General features: G+C 40.0%; 17 protein-coding genes and 1 pseudogene. All 18 read left to right on the forward strand.

All coding sequences use genetic code 11. From position 1 onward, the window contains the following. Positions 1 to 200: 200 nt before the first annotated feature. The 18 genes and pseudogenes from ACQ86H_RS29400 to ACQ86H_RS29485 all read left to right on the forward strand — a co-directional run bounded on the left by ACQ86H_RS29400 (position 201) and on the right by ACQ86H_RS29485 (position 18,156). Complete coding sequence (locus ACQ86H_RS29400; RefSeq protein ID WP_431293372.1) at positions 201 to 1,124, forward strand: FecR family protein; 924 nt, start codon at positions 201 to 203, stop codon at positions 1,122 to 1,124. 245 nt (positions 1,125 to 1,369) lie between these two features. Beyond that, on the forward strand, positions 1,370 to 1,702 hold the full coding sequence (locus tag ACQ86H_RS29405) for an STN domain-containing protein (RefSeq protein ID WP_431293373.1): 333 nt from the start codon (positions 1,370 to 1,372) through the stop codon (positions 1,700 to 1,702). Positions 1,703 to 1,758: 56 nt separating this feature from the next. Continuing rightward, the gene (locus ACQ86H_RS29410) at positions 1,759 to 3,747 is read left to right on the forward strand and encodes a SusC/RagA family TonB-linked outer membrane protein (RefSeq protein ID WP_431293374.1); all 1,989 of its coding nucleotides are present in this window, start codon (positions 1,759 to 1,761) and stop codon (positions 3,745 to 3,747) included. Then, positions 3,726 to 4,682 carry a hypothetical protein gene (locus ACQ86H_RS29415; RefSeq protein ID WP_431293375.1) on the forward strand — a complete coding sequence of 319 codons (957 nt, stop codon included), beginning with the start codon at positions 3,726 to 3,728 and terminating at the stop codon, positions 4,680 to 4,682. The genes ACQ86H_RS29410 and ACQ86H_RS29415 overlap by 22 nt, the downstream gene beginning before the upstream one ends. Before the next feature lie 2 nt (positions 4,683 to 4,684). Beyond that, on the forward strand, positions 4,685 to 6,139 hold the full coding sequence (locus ACQ86H_RS29420; RefSeq protein ID WP_431293376.1) for a RagB/SusD family nutrient uptake outer membrane protein: 1,455 nt from the start codon (positions 4,685 to 4,687) through the stop codon (positions 6,137 to 6,139). Positions 6,140 to 6,162: 23 nt separating this feature from the next. After that, positions 6,163 to 6,876 carry a hypothetical protein gene (locus tag ACQ86H_RS29425; protein ID WP_431293377.1) on the forward strand — a complete coding sequence of 238 codons (714 nt, stop codon included), beginning with the start codon at positions 6,163 to 6,165 and terminating at the stop codon, positions 6,874 to 6,876. A gap of 84 nt (positions 6,877 to 6,960) precedes the next feature. Further along, entirely contained in the window at positions 6,961 to 7,614 is a 654-nt protein-coding gene (locus ACQ86H_RS29430; protein WP_431293378.1) for a hypothetical protein, read from the forward strand. A gap of 32 nt (positions 7,615 to 7,646) precedes the next feature. Further along, positions 7,647 to 9,290, forward strand: coding sequence for a hypothetical protein (locus ACQ86H_RS29435; RefSeq protein WP_431293379.1), 1,644 nt, complete (start codon positions 7,647 to 7,649; stop codon positions 9,288 to 9,290). 11 nt (positions 9,291 to 9,301) lie between these two features. Continuing rightward, positions 9,302 to 10,276 carry an alpha/beta hydrolase family protein gene (locus ACQ86H_RS29440; RefSeq protein ID WP_431293380.1) on the forward strand — a complete coding sequence of 325 codons (975 nt, stop codon included), beginning with the start codon at positions 9,302 to 9,304 and terminating at the stop codon, positions 10,274 to 10,276. Between the two features lie 14 nt (positions 10,277 to 10,290). After that, on the forward strand, positions 10,291 to 10,761 hold the full coding sequence (locus ACQ86H_RS29445; RefSeq protein ID WP_431293381.1) for a MauE/DoxX family redox-associated membrane protein: 471 nt from the start codon (positions 10,291 to 10,293) through the stop codon (positions 10,759 to 10,761). 337 nt (positions 10,762 to 11,098) lie between these two features. Then, positions 11,099 to 12,136 carry a hypothetical protein gene (locus ACQ86H_RS29450; RefSeq protein ID WP_431293382.1) on the forward strand — a complete coding sequence of 346 codons (1,038 nt, stop codon included), beginning with the start codon at positions 11,099 to 11,101 and terminating at the stop codon, positions 12,134 to 12,136. Positions 12,137 to 12,213: 77 nt separating this feature from the next. Next, the gene (locus ACQ86H_RS29455) at positions 12,214 to 13,089 is read left to right on the forward strand and encodes an alpha/beta hydrolase (protein ID WP_431293383.1); all 876 of its coding nucleotides are present in this window, start codon (positions 12,214 to 12,216) and stop codon (positions 13,087 to 13,089) included. Between the two features lie 68 nt (positions 13,090 to 13,157). Next, on the forward strand, positions 13,158 to 13,415 hold the full coding sequence (locus ACQ86H_RS29460) for a hypothetical protein (RefSeq protein WP_431293384.1): 258 nt from the start codon (positions 13,158 to 13,160) through the stop codon (positions 13,413 to 13,415). After that, positions 13,409 to 14,590, forward strand: coding sequence for an alpha-N-arabinofuranosidase (locus tag ACQ86H_RS29465; RefSeq protein WP_431293385.1), 1,182 nt, complete (start codon positions 13,409 to 13,411; stop codon positions 14,588 to 14,590). The genes ACQ86H_RS29460 and ACQ86H_RS29465 overlap by 7 nt, the downstream gene beginning before the upstream one ends. Before the next feature lie 64 nt (positions 14,591 to 14,654). Beyond that, a pseudogene (locus ACQ86H_RS29470) lies at positions 14,655 to 16,576 on the forward strand (family 78 glycoside hydrolase catalytic domain); the annotation flags it as partial. A gap of 75 nt (positions 16,577 to 16,651) precedes the next feature. Then, positions 16,652 to 16,891, forward strand: coding sequence for an alpha-L-rhamnosidase C-terminal domain-containing protein (locus ACQ86H_RS29475; protein ID WP_431295497.1), 240 nt, complete (start codon positions 16,652 to 16,654; stop codon positions 16,889 to 16,891). Positions 16,892 to 17,041: 150 nt separating this feature from the next. Beyond that, positions 17,042 to 17,947, forward strand: a complete 906-nt coding sequence (locus ACQ86H_RS29480) for a cellulase family glycosylhydrolase (protein ID WP_431293386.1) — start codon at positions 17,042 to 17,044, stop codon at positions 17,945 to 17,947. Next, complete coding sequence (locus ACQ86H_RS29485) at positions 17,947 to 18,156, forward strand: hypothetical protein (RefSeq protein WP_431293387.1); 210 nt, start codon at positions 17,947 to 17,949, stop codon at positions 18,154 to 18,156. Before ACQ86H_RS29480 ends, ACQ86H_RS29485 begins: the two co-directional genes overlap by 1 nt. The last annotated feature ends 13 nt before the right edge of the window (positions 18,157 to 18,169 follow it).

Genomic DNA, 18,169 nt, shown 5'->3' on the forward strand with positions numbered 1-18,169 from the left:
AGGACGCATTAAAACTTCTGGAAAAATACCGTAACTGGTGAAGCTTCTGAAAAGGAGAAGGAGTTGCTTGAACGCTGGGTTCATGAATTAAATAACAATGAGCCAGTATACTTACCCGAGGAAGAACACGAAGAGATTAGAATGAAGGGTCGGCAGGTTATGAAGTCAATTCTGGAAAAAATCCTGCGATTAAACTGTGGGTGAAGGTTTCAATCGCAGCCTCTATCGCACTAGCCGTATTTCTGGGACATTATATTTATCAAACGGGTAAGAAGTCAGCCGACCAAAGTATTGTTTCAGCCGATATCAACCCCGGAAAAGTAGCAGCAACGCTAACCCTTTCAAATGGAAAGAAAATCTACATTGCTGATGTAAAAGGGCGGAATGTGGCTGAAGAATCAGGTGTAAAAATAACAAAGAATGAAAACGGTGAGCTAGTATATACCATAATCGATAACAAGCAAGAATCTGGTAAAATGCAAACGCTCACAACTTACCGCGGCGAGACCCAGGTGCTGGTACTTCCCGACGGAAGCAAGGTATGGCTCAACGCCGCTTCTTCAATAAAATACCCTTCCTCGTTTGCGGCCGCATCTAAACGCAGGGTAGAATTAGCCGGCGAAGCCTACTTTGAAATTGCAAAAGATAAAAGTCACCCGTTTATAGTTGCAACAGATAAACAAGAAGTGGAGGTTCTAGGAACGCATTTTAATATAAATTCTTACCATGACGAAACCATGGTTAAAACGACGCTTTTAGAAGGATCGATTCAGGTTTCGACTTTAGGTGGCCAAGCGAAAGTACTAAAACCAGGGGAGCAATCAACTCTGTCTGGTGCAAATTTGATAAGAATTTCGGAAGTTGATGTCGATGATGTAGTGGCCTGGAAGAATGGTTTTTTCGTGTTCGAAGACGAATCGGTGGAAGATGTAATGAAACAGTTGGCAAGATGGTATAATGTAGAGGTGAAATATAACAGTGATGACCTTAAGCACAAAAAGTTTTCTGGTTCGATTTCCCGTTATTATAAAGTTTCACAAGTTTTGGACAAATTGGCCAAAATCGGATTGGTCGGCTTTAAACTTGAAAATCGAACAATTTTTGTAGAAAATAAATCCAAATAACTCACAACCAAACGAACAAAGCAAAAATGAAAGAGAAAAGAACTTTAGGCCCTTGACGACAATAACTGAATGTCCAAAAAATAACCGGGAGTGATTGCAACGCTCCCGGTAAATCGTCTGGATAATCAATAAAATTTTGCGAGAAACAAATGATTTAAAGATTTTAACCAAACAAACGAATGTACAAAAATTTATACAAATTTTGGTGCAGCCACTATTTCTGCATCCGAAAAATGCTAATTATTATGAGGCTGTCCATTATTTTTTTAATCGGCTCGATGCTGAACGTAACTGCGGCATCGATGGCTCAACAAGTAACATTTAAGAAAAACAATGTCACTCTTAGTCAGTTATTTAAGGAGATAAGAAAACAAACGGGTTATTCGGTAATATGGGGTAGCGAGGAATTCAATGCCAATGAAAGGATGTCCGTAGATTTCGATCATTCCAATTTAAAAGAAGTATTTGATAAGGTTGTAGCCGCTAAGGATTATTCCTATTTAATCGATGAAAAAACGATCATTATCCAAAAGTTGTTCCCAAAACCTCAGATTTTTCCGGAACCACAAAAACTCTAATAGATGTTACGGGAAAGATAATTGATGAAAATGGAACGCCATTAGGCGGGGCAAGTGTGGTACTAAAAAGCAATGGAAAAGGTGTTAGTACAGCTGCAGATGGAACTTTTACTCTAAGTAATGTCAACGAAGGTGCACCGCTTCTTGTTAAATTTTTAGGATATAATCAAAAAGAAATAGTTGCAGCCAAATTACTGGGAAATATCCGGATGGAGCCAACTCAAAATCCACTTGACGAAGTGCAAATTCAGGCCTATGGAAAGACAAGTAGGCGTTTGAGTCTTGCAAATATTACTTCAGTAAAGGCAAAAGATATCGAAAACCAAGTTGTTAGTAATCCGTTGCTAGCACTACAAGGACGTGTTGCCGGTTTGCGGATTCAACAAGTAAGCGGTAACGTTGGAGCAACAGTTAACGTTAATATTCAAGGCACAAGTAGTCTTAAAGGATCCTCAGTTCCATTTTATGTGGTAGACGGGGTTCCTTACCCTGGATCAACGATTGAAGGCACAGGCAATCCTCAAGTATGGGGACGTGCTACACCATCTTTGCAAAGGGAATCTAGTGGCAGTCCGTTGACGTATCTAAATCCGAGTGATATTGAGAGTATCGAAGTATTGAAAGATGCTGATGCTACCGCTATTTATGGATCTAGAGCAGCAAATGGGGCGATAATCATCACCACTAAGAAGGGAAAACCTGGTGCACTGAGAATTGATTTAACAGCACAAAGTGGCTGGGACAAAGTACCTCAGATAACAAAATTTTTGAACACTGAGGAGTATTTGGAAATCAGGCGTGAAGCTTATGCTAATGCAAATCAAATTGTGGAACCTGGTACTTATGATTTGGATGGTACCTGGGATCAAACTAGGTATACCGATTGGCAGAAAGAATTGATCAAAACTCAAAACTATAGCAATGCCAACCTCTCAGTTTCGGGAGGGTCAATAAATTCTAATTATAGAGTCGCTCTAACAGCAAACCGTCAGGGCAGCCCCTACGGTCAGGACTTTAGAAACGACAATGTAGCGTTGAGTACCTCATTAAACTCTGCTTCAGCCAACCAAAAATTTAAAATGAGTCTTGTCGCAAATTATTTAAATGGACAAAACAGCCTTCCAAGTCTTTCCAGTGCATTGCCTGGTGGTGGTATCATATCGTTACTTTCTCCAAATGCTCCAGCCGTTTATAATCCCGATGGTTCTGTAAATTGGGCGATCAATGCTGATGGAGTAACAACTTTCCCGCTAAATCCAATTCCACGTTTTCTGACTAATCCATATGAGGTAAAAACTAATAATCTGACTAGCAATCTTGATCTTTCTTACAACATTTTTAAAGGTTTTGACTTGTCAACGAGTATCGGTTACAATCGAGCTCAGCAGCAAGAATTTTCGGCAGATTTGTTAGCAACCTATCCCCCAGCAGATCAAATATATGTTCAGCGTAGCGGATCACTTCGTTTTACCCAGTCGAATTCATTGATCGTTGAGCCAAAAGTATCTTATGGGCTTCAATTTGGAGCTCATCGAATCAAAGCGCTTTTGGGCACAACATATAATCGCAGTCAAGCAGAGACGTCCGGTATCGTGGGGTATGGGCAAAATAGCGATAGCCAAGTTAGAAATTTAGCTGCCGCATCTAGTTTTAGTCAAACGGGTGCATTTTACCAAGAATATAGATATAATGCTATATTTTCGAGATTAGAATATAGCTTCAAAGATAGATACTTATTCAACCTATCGATTAGAAGAGATGGTAGCGCTCGTTTTGGTCCTGCAAACCGCTTTGGTAATTTTGGCTCAGTTGCTGCAGGGTGGATCATTTCTGAAGAACGTTGGTTAAAAGAAAACGCAACATGGTTGGATTTTTTAAAGCTAAGGTCAAGCTATGGTATTACTGGGAGTGATGCTGTCGGGGATTATAGCTTTATGGATCTTTATTCTTCAGCAACAGTAGGCGTTCCATACCAGGGAATAGTTGGCCTTTCTCCAAGAGGCTTACTTAATAAGGAGTTGCAATGGGAAGAAAAAAATCAATGAATTTTGGGTTGGAAGCAAGTGTTCTTAGAGAACGCCTTACTTTAGGGATCAATTACAATCGAAACAGAAGTTCCAATTTACTTGAGGAACTAACGTTACCAATCGCGGCTGGATTTTCTAAAATATTAGTCAATTTTGACGCTGTAGTAGAGAACACTGGTTGGGAATTTTTATTAGGGGGAATCGCGGTAAAATCCAAAGATTTCCAATGGACATTCGCCGCTAATCTCACTGTTCCTAAAAACAAATTGGTTTCCATTCCAAACCAAGATCGCATACCTAATGGTGCGACGAAATACAAAATTGACGAACCATTGGGATCAGCACTGTATGCAAACTATCTGGGTGTAAATCCTTTGACAGGATTGGAGACTTTGGCAGACATTAACGGAAACCCAGTAGACAGAAGCGGGACTCCGGCCCAAACATCATACACTCGAATCAGTTTAAACCCAAAATATTATGCTGGATTGCAGACTACATTTACAGTCGGAAATTTTAGCTTAAACCTTTCTTTTGATTACGTCAAACAGATTCAGCCCCGTTATTTCTTTGAAAATAGCAGGCCAGGCGCGGAAGCTTACAACCAGCCTGAATTCGCCTATTCAGCTAACCGGTGGAGGTCTCCAGGGGATATTGCAGTGATACAAAAGTATTCTACATTGTATACTGATGGCCAACTTACTAACACTGTGCAGAACTTTGAAGATGCAAGCTATATACGATTAAACAATGCCACAATTTTTTGGAATATTCCCTCTCGTTGGGTTGGAAGGGTTGGAATGAAAGGGTGTGGGATTGGTGTAAATGCCCAGAATCTTTTTTACGATTTCCAGGTATTCTGGTGCCAATCCAATAACTGGTCCGACCGCAATCCCTCCAACTCGAACAATTGTTGCCAATGTAAGGGCAAGTTTTTAATTAGAAACACATAGTTATGAAATCAATTTGTTATATTTTAATAGTACTAATTGCTACTATTCATTGCGGTTGCAAAAAGCTGATTGAAATTCCTCCTCCGCAAACTTCATTGACAGCAGAGGCCGTATTTTCAAATAATGAAACCGCAATTGCCGCGGTGACCCAACTGTATTCAAGCGCTGCCGGATCCTCTATTACGCAGGCAACTTTTTTGGGACTTTCAGGAATTATTGGTTTGAGTTCAGATGAATTGTTAATGTTCGGCACAAATACCGATTACATAATGTATAACAGAAACACATTAACAGCATTAACAGCAACTAGTAGTAATTACCAGTTTTGGAACACATTTTATGGAAATTATGTTTATAACTGTAATAGGATTATCGAAGGTATTGAGGCACAAAGATCTTCAGAGGAAGATCCAAACTCTAAATTGGGTGCACGTGTAAAGCGACAATTATTGGGTGAAGCGAAATTTATGCGTGCGTTCTCATACTTCTATTTAATACAAATGTATGGTGATGTCCCTTTACTCACAAGTACCGATTATTTTATTAATTCTACGATTGGTAGAACGAAAAAAGATTTAGTTTATCAGCAGATAGTACGCGATCTCAAAGATGCTGAGAGCAATCTTGCAAATTCCTATTTGGAGAGTGACGTTGTAACTTCGAGGGTAAACAGTCCAAGAATTAGACCAATCAAATGGGCTGCAAAGGCACTTTTAGCAAGGACCTATCTTTATATGAATAATTTTACTGATGCCGAACAGGAATCTAAAGCTGTGATAGAAAATAGAGGTTTGTATATGTTGACGACTTTGGACAACGTCTTTAAAGCAGGTAGCACAGAAGCCATCTTACAATTGCAACCAGTGTTCCTTGGACGTAATACTCAAGAGGCACAGAGTTTTATCATCCCTGCCAGTGGGCCCAATGGTTCTAGTTACCCATTTCGAATAAATCCGGTCCTGCTCTCTGCTTTTGAAAGCGGCGATAAGCGGCGAACTTCGTGGATTGGAACAAGGATAGTCGGCACAAACACTTATTATTACCCTTATAAATATAAAGTGGCTACTTTAAATGCACCAGTAGATGAGTATTCTATGGTTCTCCGCCTGGCTGAACAATATCTGATTTGCGCAGAGGCTTGTGTAAAGCAAGACAAAATTTCTGAGGCGCAAAATATGTTAAATGTAGTACGCAAGCGGGCAGGTCTAGGAGATACCCAGGCTGATACCAAAGAAAAACTTTTGGATGCAATTTTGGCGGAACGCAGGATCGAGCTGTTTTCTGAATTTGGTCACCGTTGGTTCGATTTAAAACGTACTGGCAAAATTGACGAGGTTATGCGCATTGCAACTCCAGTAAAAGGTGGGGGCGAATGGCAGCCATACCAGGCATTGTATCCTGTGATGCCCGCACAGCTAACACTTAATCCGAATGTTATCCAGACACCTGGCTATTAAACTTTAACCAATCGAGATAGATTATGAGAACCTACTTAAAATTAATATTACCCATTCTTCTAATCACCGGAAGTACTGGTTGTAAGAAGAATAGTACCAACGATATTCCAGTAAAACCACTGGCTTCGCTAACTATCACTAATGTGATTTCCCAGGGTAAATTTGTGCGGCTGAACAACAATGTTATGGACAGTTGTGCATTAAATAATTATAAAATATTCACACTGTTTGCTAGTAATTCCTCACCAATTAAAGCATTTGCCAGTATTTCGCCAAATGCGCCCTATTTCGAACAAAGTCCGAATATTTCTAACGGTGGAATCTATTCCTTGTACCTGACCGGAACTCATACAGCACCAGAAGCAGTTTTTGTAAAGGACGATATTCCTCTCTATCCAAAAGACGATGTTATAAATGTGCGGGTGATTAACCTTTCCCCAAATTCTGGGCCCCTTAGCATCACTCGTGCCTCCGCACCGAGTGTAAATGTTTTTAGTGCCGTGGGATACAAACAGGTAACGGAGTTTAGCACTTTGCCATTGCCGGTGCCAATTCCGGCTGGTGCTGATACATTTCAGATCCGTGACTCCAATGGCGCCTTGTTATTTACTTATGCACTTAGTGGCGCAGTCAATCCTTCGTCCGCTAGGCACAGGAACATCACTTTGGCCATTAAAGGTAAAATAGGAGGTGCTGGAACTGATGCGTTCGGCGTGCTCGGCGTACCACATTATTAACGTTTGAAAAGGTAGTGCCAAAGCAGGTTTTCATGATCTGCTTTAGCTACTGCTTTGCTTTTTTTACACACAATCAAAAATAACATGAGATCATTAAAATTAGTATTTCTTATTGTTTTGTTTCCGGCAATGATTTTTGCACAGGAAGGTTTAACAGTAATAGACCAACAAAAGATTATCGATGACGAAATCAATTCTGTAATTTATAAGGATAAAGCTTTTAAGCAACCTGTGTCCGATGATCCAGATTGGAAAAAGATAAGAAGAAATATTTCAAAGAAATATCGCAATGCTAATGCAGGCATGATAATTAACGCTAGTAGAATTAAGTATTATAAAATTAAAAATGAATGGGATAAGTTTTCAGATGCCTATTTAACTAGTCTCGAAAAATATGACCCAGTTGAAAAAATGACTAACTACCGTCAATTGAGTTGGTCCGTTAACAATACACTCTACAGTCTGATTTTCAAAAACGTGAATGATAAAAAGCTTTTATTACGTGCGGCAATCCAGTCAAAAAAGATAATAGAAAACCCAAATTCAATAAGAGCAGGAGAGCCAGCAGATCAATATTCAGCAAATAATATTGATACCTATTCGAACCTTTTATATAAAGCTGGAAAGTCAAAGAAAGCTATTGAATGGCAAACGAAAGCCGTGGAGTATACGAATGGTGAGGAAAAGGAGTTTAAATCTAATTTGGAAAAAATGAAAAAAGGAGAAAAAACATGGTGAATCATTTCGGGAGATTAATCAAAGTTTTTTTTATGACCAGTATTCTTTTGAATTGCACGACTTTGTTCGGACAGAGCAAGCCGATTATAGATGGAGAAGCGGTTAAAAATTGGCCGGAGGTCTATAATAAGGCCCTAATTAGCTCTACGGGTAAATATGTTTGTTACTCCATTGAAAATGGAAAATCTCTTACAACTATAGTTCAAAAGGTTAGTGACAAAAAGAAGCGAATTATCAATGCATCTGAGGTCTGTTTTTTTATTGAAGATGACTACTTGGTATTCAAAAAGCGGGACTCTTTATTTGTCATGTCCCTACCTAGTTATGATGTTAAGTATTCGGCTCTGGTAGTTGGCCCTATTGAGTTTAATCAGCGCAGTAAATACGCAATAAAATTTAAGGAAAAATCCGGCATCGAGAAGAATGAGACATTTGTTTTAAATCCAAAAACCGGTGGCCGCAAAAAGGTCGATGCTGTAGCAGAAAGGTATGGGAAAGCATTTTTAAAAACGGACACAAAGGGAATTACTTCTATTTGGATCGAAAGTAAAACAGGAGAAACTTTGAATATTGGCAATGATAAAACCCTACAAATTGAAAAGAAACTGAAAATATCTTCCCTTGATAACCTTTTCCCTTCCGGTGTCGCCAAAGTGACACTGGTTGAAATCCCTACAAAAGTAATCATTGAGGAAGTACAAAACCAAGCTAAAGTCACATTGTGGACTTTTAAAGATTGGCCGTCTCAGTATCGCGATGAATTCAAGCCTTCGAAAGAAGCGCGTGGCTATGCCGCATTGATAATTCCGACCGAAAAGCGGGTTGTGCAGTTAGAGGATAGCCTTCGTCAAGCTGTTAAAATCGGTAAACACACATGGTTAGTGAGAAAGAGAGATAATCCTTTAAATAGATTGGCTTATGGTCCGAAGGATCGGTCAATGACAAAACTCGACTTTATGATATCTGAAAAGGATGGTAGAGCAATTTCTTTGGATCAAATGGATTCCGTTTCTCAAAAAGGTGATAGTTTTTATGCCACAGACAATTCTCAATTTATTGTTTATTTTAATGCTGAACATGGTGACTACTATAGTTATAATGTAATCGAAAAAAAGACTGTTAATCTGACAGCGTCGACTAATTCATTCCAAAAAGCATCTTCAGACGATTTTTTGCTGGCCGCAGAACCATATAGAAAGTTCGAACCCAGTTCTACTTTTCAGATATTGAGTGATGGATTTTTAGTTGTTAACGATGGATTTGATTTTTGGAAACTAGATCCCAGCGGAAAAACTCAGCCGGTATGTCTTACAAACCATTTTGGGCGGGAAAATAAGATTAATTTTCAGGAAATACCAGATTTTTCATTTTCGGAAAAATCATCAACATCTGGTTATGCGACCGTTGCTGCTCTAAATTCTGTTACAAAGCGAAATGGTTTTTTTGAGATTAGCCTAGACAGAGCCTCGACTCCAAAGTCAATAGTTTATCAAGATGCTTCTATCATAAAGGACGAATTTGATGGAAACTTTCGTAGACCAATCAAAGCCCAAAATGCCAATATTTGGCTATTCAGAAAATCATCAGCGAGCGATTCTCCGAATTGGTTTATATCTGATAGACATAATGTTAAACAAGTAAGCAATATATATCCTGAAAAAAATATAACTGGCTGACTTCAGAATTGTTGTCTTGGGAAACTGCTAAAGGAACAAAATTACAAGGGATCCTATATAAGCCTGAAAACCTTGATTTAAGTAAGAAATATCCGGTAATCATAACTTACTATGAAAACAGATCAGATGCGATCTACGATTTTCTGAAACCAAAGCTTATGCACACTGTGGATATAGATATTCCCAGAGCGGTCAGCCGTGGATATTTGGTATTTGTTCCCGATATGAAGTACCGTGTTGGGGAAGTACTAAAAAGTGCACTAGAATGCTTGGAATCTGGAACTGATGAAATTTGCAAAAGAACATATGTAGATCGGGAACGCATTGGCTTAAGCGGGCATAGTCATGGAGGGTTCGAAACTGCATATTTCGTAACTCAATCGAATAGGTTTAAAGCTGCAACAATTGGTGCCCCCGTGACAAATCTAGTCAGCTGGTATAACGATTGGTCCCCAAAAAATCATCAAGTACGGGATCAAGGAACTCCTCAGGGTGTAATCGAATGGAGGCAGACTCGTATGGTTAGGTCGATGTTTGAGAGACCGGAGTGGTATATTCAAAACTCTCCAGTATTCTATGTAGATAAAGTAACAACCCCAGTTCTGATAGTTCACAACAGAGAAGATGTTAATGTTCCCTTTAGCCAAGGTGCAGAATTTTTTCTGGCGTTATCACGCTTGGGTAAGCCAGCTTGGTTGCTCCAGTACTATAATGAGCAACACGCAATAGGAAATTATAAAAACCAGGTGGATTTGACTATTCGTACCGAGCAATTTTTCGACCACTACCTAAAATCCGCTCCATTACCGGTATGGATGATTGATGGTATTCCTTTTAAAGACAGGAACTATAAAGATGGATTAAAGTTAGATACTCTAAAGCGTGAGGTTGGCAGTAGCCCATTGGTCAATGGGACGGAGCAAAAGTTGATTGAAGAATATTCCAAGGTTCCTTTACACGAAAAATTAAAACGGTTAAAAGATTGATAAAATAAAGAAAAATGGATAAAAAGTCTCAGTACGTCTACTTTTTGAGTGTTGCATTAATGTCTCTTTTTACATATGCAATGTTAAATAAAGTGTTTGATCTGGATAAATTTCGAACACAAGTTGGACAGTCAGTTCTGCTATCGGATGTTCCAGGGATTGCAGTCTGGTTCGTTCTTTCAATAGAATTCTTGGCTATCATTCTGCTGTGGTTTAAGATGACAAAAGTGATGGGATTGTACTTATCATATTTTCTAATGGTTTTATTCTCAGCTTATATTGTTTGCGTAACAAGGTTTACAAGGGATATTCCATGTTCTTGCGGAGGGATTTTGGAAAAGATGAGTTGGAATACTCATTTGACATTCAATTTATCAGTCACGCTGTTTACACTTATCGGTATAATCTTGAGCCACGATAACCGGATATTAGAACCTAAGTACGAAGATAAAAGAGGGGAAGCCGAAAACCTTGGAATAGAGTAGGTATTATCTAAAAAACTAAATTATGAATAAAACGAAAATTTTTGCGCTTACAGCAATCCTAATCGCAGCAGTAAGTGCGTTTGCTGGACAAAAAAGAGTTCTTTAGGGCAGCTCTATGGGTATTATAAGCCAACGTCGGGACCGTGCAGTTTTGGGCCAATCGATGATTTTCAAGAATGCGCTCCAAATGAAACAGGACCTCTTTGCACTGTTAACGGTTATCCTGCATTTTACACTCCATCTGGGTGTTCTTGGCCCGACCAATCTTATTTCCTTTATCAAATTTATTATTAGGTCTAGTTGGAGGTCAAACCTCCAACTATTTAGCTGCTTAAAAGTGAAAAATAAATTACTTAATCTTACAATCTTAACTGCGTTAGCAATTTGTATAATATTGTTCCTATATAGATTAGCTAAAACTAGAGAGACCACACCCAATGGTTTTGTTCGGAATTTCGGTTCACATCACCTGCAAAAAATCGGCGAAGATATCAGCATAGAGCCAATTTGGAGACTTGTAGGACTGACCGATAACAAGATTTATCTAGGGCATCAAAAATATGTTCAACACATAAAGGAAATAAATATAAACGATCATTCTTCATGTTTTTCCACCATAGGAGGTAATATTTTTCAAAGCACCTCCCTTTTCAGAGCCAGTTTAAATATAGACTCTCCATTTTTTTTTATTAATGACAGTTTCGTTTCAAAGTTTTTCAAAGGGAATACTCGAGATTTTTTAGCGCGAGACTATAAGATGCCCAAAATCAAGTTTGACAAAGCAGTTTCAGTCAAGGATGGCAGTTTAATCGTCCGTCTTAATGATAGAAAGGATGGAATTGTGATCGGGAAGGCTTTTGCCGGAACAAACAGATTTATCATAGATAAAACTTTGCTCAAAGCGCAAGGGGATAATTATTTTAGTAAGGATGGAATTTTGCTAAGTGACTCGGAATCAGGTAAGATAGTTTATGTTTATTTATATCGTAATGACTTCCTTGTTATAGATTCAAGTTTAAAAAGGCAATTCGAGGCAAAAACTATTGACACGACAAGTCATTCGAAAATACAACTTGGCTACAATGGCCAAAATAGATTAAGTATGTCAGCTCCAGCTGCTAGGGTGAATCGATATTCATGGGTATGGAAAAGCAACTTATTTATTCAGTCGGGATTAAGAGCTGATAATGAAGATATTGAAGATTTTAATAGAGGATATACAATTGATGTGTATGACTTGAATCAGCGTGGAGAATATAAATATAGTCTTCAATTGGAAGGTGAGGAAAAAAATAAACTGAAAGGATTTCGAATTCGAGGTAATTTACTAATTGCTTTATTTGACCAGAAGATAAAAACTTACAAAATTATCTAAAAATTTATCCATAGGAATTACCCATGAACGGTAAAGATGGACCTAAGGTAATCTAGATAGTACATAAAGGATATTTAATGAAAACTATAACATACCTCAATCTCGCTTTTTTTTGCCTATTTGGCCTGAGTGTCAAATCACAGGATATAATTCGACTTTATCCAGAAGGGCAAATACCTTTTGCAAAAAGTGGAACGGAAATTCCGAAGCTTACATTATTTCAACCCGAGAAAAACATCAGTAAAGGAACGGCCGTTATTGTCTGTTCAGGCGGAGCATATGGTGGGCGAGCGAATTCAGTTGAAGGTTTACCAGCTTGTAAAAAATTACAGCAAGCTGGTATAACGGCGTTTTTGCTCGATTACCGAGTTCCGAAAATCCAGTTCATGGATCGTAAAGAGGTTGTTCCCCTAACTGACGCTCAGCGAGCTACACAATTTGTAAGAGAAAATGCTAAACAATATAAAATTGACCCTGAAAAAATTGGTATCATGGGCTTTTCAGCTGGAGGACATTTAGCTGCTTCTGTAGGTACCCATTTCCAGAATTCAGAACTCATCAACTTAAATAAAACCAGTCTCAGACCAGATTTTATGATCCTTGTGTATCCGGTGATCAGTTTTGCAGATTCACTTACGCACTTGGATTCAAGAGCCAATCTCATTGGACCAGAGGTAACCAAGGAGAAAATCAGACAATTTTCCAATGAACTTCAGGTCACAGAACAAACTCCACCAACTTACCTTACCTCTGGTATGGATGATAAAATAGTGGATGTGAAGAACACACTTTATTTCGCGGCGGCACTAAAACAGCATCATGTGCCAATGGATTTATTCCTTTACGAAAAAGGATATCATGGGTATGGTGCAAACAATAGCCAGGCCAAAGTACAATGGATTGATGACTGCATCAATTGGATTCTAGAAGAAAAATATAAGCCAAAGAAATGAACCGCCTTTTAATAATAGCATTGCTCCTATTCCCAATTTTGGTATTTAGCCAAACAGCTGATATCAAATTGGAATCAAAATCTGATGCCCCGATCATTAGTAAACATATCTATGGGCAGTTTGCCGAACACTTGGGCAGAAGCATTTATGATGGATTTTACCGAAACGGAAAAATCCGAGAGGATATCGTAGCAGCTTTAAAAAAATCCAAGTTCCCAATCTACGATGGCCGGGAGGCTGTTTCGCGGATGAATATCACTGGAGAGATGGCATTGGGCCAAAATCCGCCCGCCCAATTAGGATCAATACAACTTGGGGAATGGTAGAAGAAAACAACTCCTTTGGAACGCACGAGTTTTTAGAACTATGTGAAAAAATTGAATGTGAGCCATATTTCGCCGGTAATGTAGGAACTGGAACACCTCAAGAGATGGCGAGTTGGATTGAATACCTTAATTCAGATTCAAAATCGGCATTTGCGGAAGAGAGGCGAAGAAACGGACACCCGAAACCTTTTGGTGTATCATTCTGGGGAGTTGGAAATGAAAGCTGGGGATGTGGTGGCGATATGACCGCAGAACACTATGTTAATCTTTACAAGCAATACGCAAGCTTTTGCGAAACCTACCCAGGCGCACCGAAATTAAAGAAGATTGTTTCAGGAGCTAATTCCGAAGATTACAATTGGACAGAAGTGTGCATGAAAAATATCCACTGGAGCCAGATGTGGGGACTTTCGCTACATTATTACACCTTGATCACAGGCCACTGGCCACCTTCAGGTTCTGCCACTTCTTTTGGTGAAGACCAATATTTTGGAGGGTTAAAAAATGCATTAAAAATGGAAGAGGTCGTGGCAAAGCACAGTGCAATTATGGATAAATATGATCCCCAGAAAAAAGTGGCACTATTGGTCGATGAATGGGGAATTTGGACTGCGCAGGAACCCGGGCAGCCTAAAGATTGGCTGTTCCAGCAGAACTCCCTGCGCGATGCGCTGATTGCGGCTTCAACCCTTAACATTTTCAACAACCATTCCGACCGCGTGCGGGTAGCAAATCTGGCACAAACGGTAAATGTAATCCATTCGGTCATACTTACAAAAGGAGAACAAATGGTGCTTACCCCTACATACTACGTGTTCGATATGATGAAGGTGCACCAGGATGCAAAGCTCTTGCCATTGCAAATTTCCTCACCCGATTATGCGTTTAGAAGCGAATCTATTAAAGCAATAAATGCATCAGCTTCGGTAAAGGATGGAATCACAAATATCACTCTGGTAAACCTTGATCCATCCAAAGAAACTACCATTAATATTGACGTAAAAGGTGTAAATGTATCGGGTCAATTGTTAACTGCCCCAAAAATCAATTCGTTCAATGATTTTGGAAAGGACCCAGAAGTAAAATTAGCGGCATTCAAGGGGGCAATGTTCGAAAATGGGACGCTTAAAGTTGTAATGCCTGCAAAAAGCATGGTACAGTTAGCTGTTAAATAATATGAGGATTCTGTGTTTTTTAATGATAATCTATACGGCCGTGCTTACGAACATCAGTAGGGCAATGGGACAGGTTTCGCATGAATTTACTGGATCCTGGATATGTGCCACAGAGGACGTCGAGTTCCGACCAGCCCCATTGCTGCGGAAGCAGTTTGAGGTCAGTGGCGCGTTAAAGTCTGCTAGTCTTTTCATCTGCGGGGTTGGTTACCAAATTACCACTATAAATGGTCGTTCTGTAAGTGCCTCAGTTCTTGAGCAGAGCTTTACAAAATATGATTCACGATTGCTTTACAACCGCTACGATGTTACATTATTAATGAAAAAAGGTACAAACTGTTTGGGGGTAGAGCTTGGAAATGGTTGGTTTAGTATGCAGAGCAAAACCATTTGGAATTTTGATAAGATCGGTTGGCGCAGATCACCAAGGCTTATAGCAGATCTGGTACTGGAATACGTCGATGGCAAAAAGCAGATTATTTCCTCAGACGGCTCTTGGAAGTGGGAAACTGGCGGCAGCCTGTTCAATAGCCTGGTTGCCGGGGAAATCTACGATGCAAGAAAAGAAGTCAGGGGCTGGGATAGCCCTGGATTTTTAGACCAATCGTGGAAGAAGGTAACGCTGACCAACTCTCCTGGTGGAAAATTGGAAGATCAGCAAATGCCACCAGTAAGAGTAATTAAGTACATTAAACCAGTTTCATTCAGTGAGACAAAAGAAAAGGAATATCTATATGATCTGGGCCAGAATTTTGCTGGTGTAGTTAGGCTAAAGGTACGTGGAAAAGCCGGCGACACAGTAGTGCTCAAATATGGCGAAAGGCTAAATTCGGATGGCAGTTTGGATGTAGAACAAAATGCCGGGCAAATGATCGGACCAGAATCCGATCCAAAGTTTGCTACAGATGTTTATATACTTAAAGGCGGTATCGCAGAAACCTATACCCCAAGGTTTACCTATCATGGGTTTCGATATGTGCAGGTGATAGTTTCAAAAGGTATTACACTCTCAAAGTCATCGATACTGGGGCAGTTCTACAGTACGGGGTTCGAGCAGATAGGCACTTTTAAAAGTTCCTCTAAGATGCTGAACGAGTTGAATTGGGCGGCCTTGCAGAGCTATAGATCCAATTATGTTGGCATTCCAACAGATTGTCCGCAAAGGGAAAAATGGGATGGCTTGCCGATGCGCACCACCTTTGTGAACTTGGGCTTTGGAGTTTCGACGCTGCTTCAAGCTACAGAAAATTTCTGGGCGATATCCGCGATGTACAATTACCGAATGGAGAATTGCCTGGCGTCGCCCCAACTAGTGGAATCGGCTATTCTTGGATAGACACCGCTGATACCGATTTTGGCCCCGCCTGGGGTTCAGCGCTGCCGCTCATCACATGGCAAGTTTACCTAAACACCGGAAACACAGAAGTGCTAAAAGAAAACTACGCTGCGGTAAAAAAGTATGTTGATTTCTTGGTAGAAAAGGCAAAGCCTACAGGGTATATCTACACAACTGGCCTTGACGATTTTCTATCAATCCAAAAAACGCCAAAAGCACTAACCTCGACAATATTTCTGTTTAAAAATCTGCAAGTGCTGTCTAAAATGGCAACTGCGCTTGGAAAATCAGAGGATGAGAATAATTACAGCTCACTTGCAACGAGAGTGAAAGAGGCTTTCAATAAAGAGTTTTTCGACATCCCAAGTGAAAGTTATAAAATAAAGACCTTGACCGCGCTTAGTGGAATACTCGTAAACGGACTTTGCCCTAAAGCTTCCAGAGTCACTGTGGCAAAAGAACTTGCCGAGGGAGTTCGCGAAAGAGGTTATGTTCCGGATTTCGGGGTATTGGGAACAAAGTGGGTATTATCGGCACTGAGCGATAACGGTTGCGCCGATGAGGCATTTACCTTGCTTACCAATCCAAAGGCGGGCTGGGGAAAATGGATAAGCGAAGGTGCCACTACGTTGTATGAAGGCTGGGATCCCAAAAACCAATCACAGAACCATGTATTCTTCGGGGATTTTGGGGCATGGTGCTATCGAAGCTTAGCAGGAATAAAATTGGATGAAGATTTTGCCGGGTTTTCTAAGCTCATTATAGCGCCTGTATTTCCAAAAGGATTGGATTGGGTAAGCGCGACACACAAAACTCCTTTTGGCCTAATTAGCGTAAAATGGAAAAGGGTTCTGAGAGCAATAGAACTACATGTGGATATTCCAGATGGACTAATAGCCAAACTTGGAGTTAAAGGATACGAAAGGCAGCTTGAGGCTGGAAAACATAAAATATTGATCAAATGAAAACAAATATAGGTGCACTTCTTTGCATAATGATGGTTTGGCAATCGTTATTGGCACAGACCTGAGCCACTGGAAAAGTCAAAAAAATGGTATAGAGAACAGGGGTGGCTAGTTGGTGCGAACTACTCCCCTGCTTATGCCATTAACCAATTGGAATTCTGGCAGGCGGAAACATTCAACATTTCGGAAATCGACAAAGAATTGGGTTGGGCCCAAAGTATTGGCATGAACTGCATGCGCATATACCTTCACCATGCTGCATGGCAACAGGATAAATCCGGCTTTAAAAACCGCATGTGCAACGTTCTTTCAGTAGCTAAGAAGCACGGAATGAAAATATTGTTCGTGTTTTTCGATGACTGTTGGAATGATAAATATGCAATAGGCAGACAGCCATTGCCAAGGCCTGGAGTGCACAACAGTGGATGGCTCAAAGATCCGGGAAATATCGTACAAAAAGGAGGTCCGCTATTGGATACCTTACAGGCCTACGTTTCTGATATACTTAGAACCTTTAAAGATGATAAACGGATATTGATGTGGGATCTCTACAACGAGCCCGGTCAGTTCGATCAACATGATAATAGTCGTCCCTTGATGAAAGAGGCTTTCGGCTGGGCAAGGAAAATCAATCCTTCCCAGCCACTGACCTCTGGTGTTTATGATGACAATGAAAAGGCAATCGCCAAATTCCAGGTCGAGAATTCTGATATCATTACCTACCACAGTTATGATAAGCCAGATGTACATCAGCGGAGGATTGATTCGCTAAATAAAGTAAGCGGAGGACGGCCTTTGATCTGTACGGAATACATGGCCAGAAAACGAGGATCCACATTTGCTGCTATCCTGCCTATGCTAAAAAAGCAGAATATAGGTGCTATTAACTGGGGACTCGTCGATGGAAAAACACAAACTAAATACGCCTGGGATGAAAAGGATTGGGGCAATAAGGAGCCTGCAATTTGGTTCCATGATATTTTTAGAAAAGATGGCGTGCCTTATGATTCAAAAGAAACGGATCTGATTAAATCACTTACTAAAAATAAGAAATAATGGCATTGGAAGAGTTGGGGATACCTGGTGAAGTGGTCGATGCATTTAAGATGGCGGTTTGCGAAGAAGCCTTTGTGCTGGAGGATGTAGCGCAGGAACTTGGACTATCGGATTCAGAGGCAAGATTTATTCTGAAGTATCTGATCGATAGCAAGATTATGGAGTTCAAACAGGTTTGGGTGCCTATTAAAAAAATGGCAGAAAGTTAGGTTAAAGATTTAA

The sequence above is a fragment of the Pedobacter sp. P26 genome (assembly GCF_050632135.1).
In the GTDB taxonomy this organism is placed as follows: Bacteria; Bacteroidota; Bacteroidia; order Sphingobacteriales; family Sphingobacteriaceae; genus Pedobacter.

What these genes read in the sequence shown, in the direction of transcription:
- ACQ86H_RS29405 (WP_431293373.1), top strand. Translation starts at nt 1,370, where the DNA reads ATGAGGCTGTCCATTATTTTTTTAATCGGCTCGATGCTGAACGTAACT.
- ACQ86H_RS29415 (WP_431293375.1), top strand. Translation starts at nt 3,726, where the DNA reads ATGGGAAGAAAAAAATCAATGAATTTTGGGTTGGAAGCAAGTGTTCTT.
- ACQ86H_RS29420 (WP_431293376.1), top strand. Translation starts at nt 4,685, where the DNA reads ATGAAATCAATTTGTTATATTTTAATAGTACTAATTGCTACTATTCAT.
- ACQ86H_RS29425 (WP_431293377.1), top strand. Translation starts at nt 6,163, where the DNA reads ATGAGAACCTACTTAAAATTAATATTACCCATTCTTCTAATCACCGGA.
- ACQ86H_RS29430 (WP_431293378.1), top strand. Translation starts at nt 6,961, where the DNA reads ATGAGATCATTAAAATTAGTATTTCTTATTGTTTTGTTTCCGGCAATG.
- ACQ86H_RS29435 (WP_431293379.1), top strand. Translation starts at nt 7,647, where the DNA reads ATGACCAGTATTCTTTTGAATTGCACGACTTTGTTCGGACAGAGCAAG.
- ACQ86H_RS29445 (WP_431293381.1), top strand. Translation starts at nt 10,291, where the DNA reads ATGGATAAAAAGTCTCAGTACGTCTACTTTTTGAGTGTTGCATTAATG.
- ACQ86H_RS29455 (WP_431293383.1), top strand. Translation starts at nt 12,214, where the DNA reads ATGAAAACTATAACATACCTCAATCTCGCTTTTTTTTGCCTATTTGGC.
- ACQ86H_RS29465 (WP_431293385.1), top strand. Translation starts at nt 13,409, where the DNA reads ATGGTAGAAGAAAACAACTCCTTTGGAACGCACGAGTTTTTAGAACTA.
- ACQ86H_RS29485 (WP_431293387.1), top strand. Translation starts at nt 17,947, where the DNA reads ATGGCATTGGAAGAGTTGGGGATACCTGGTGAAGTGGTCGATGCATTT.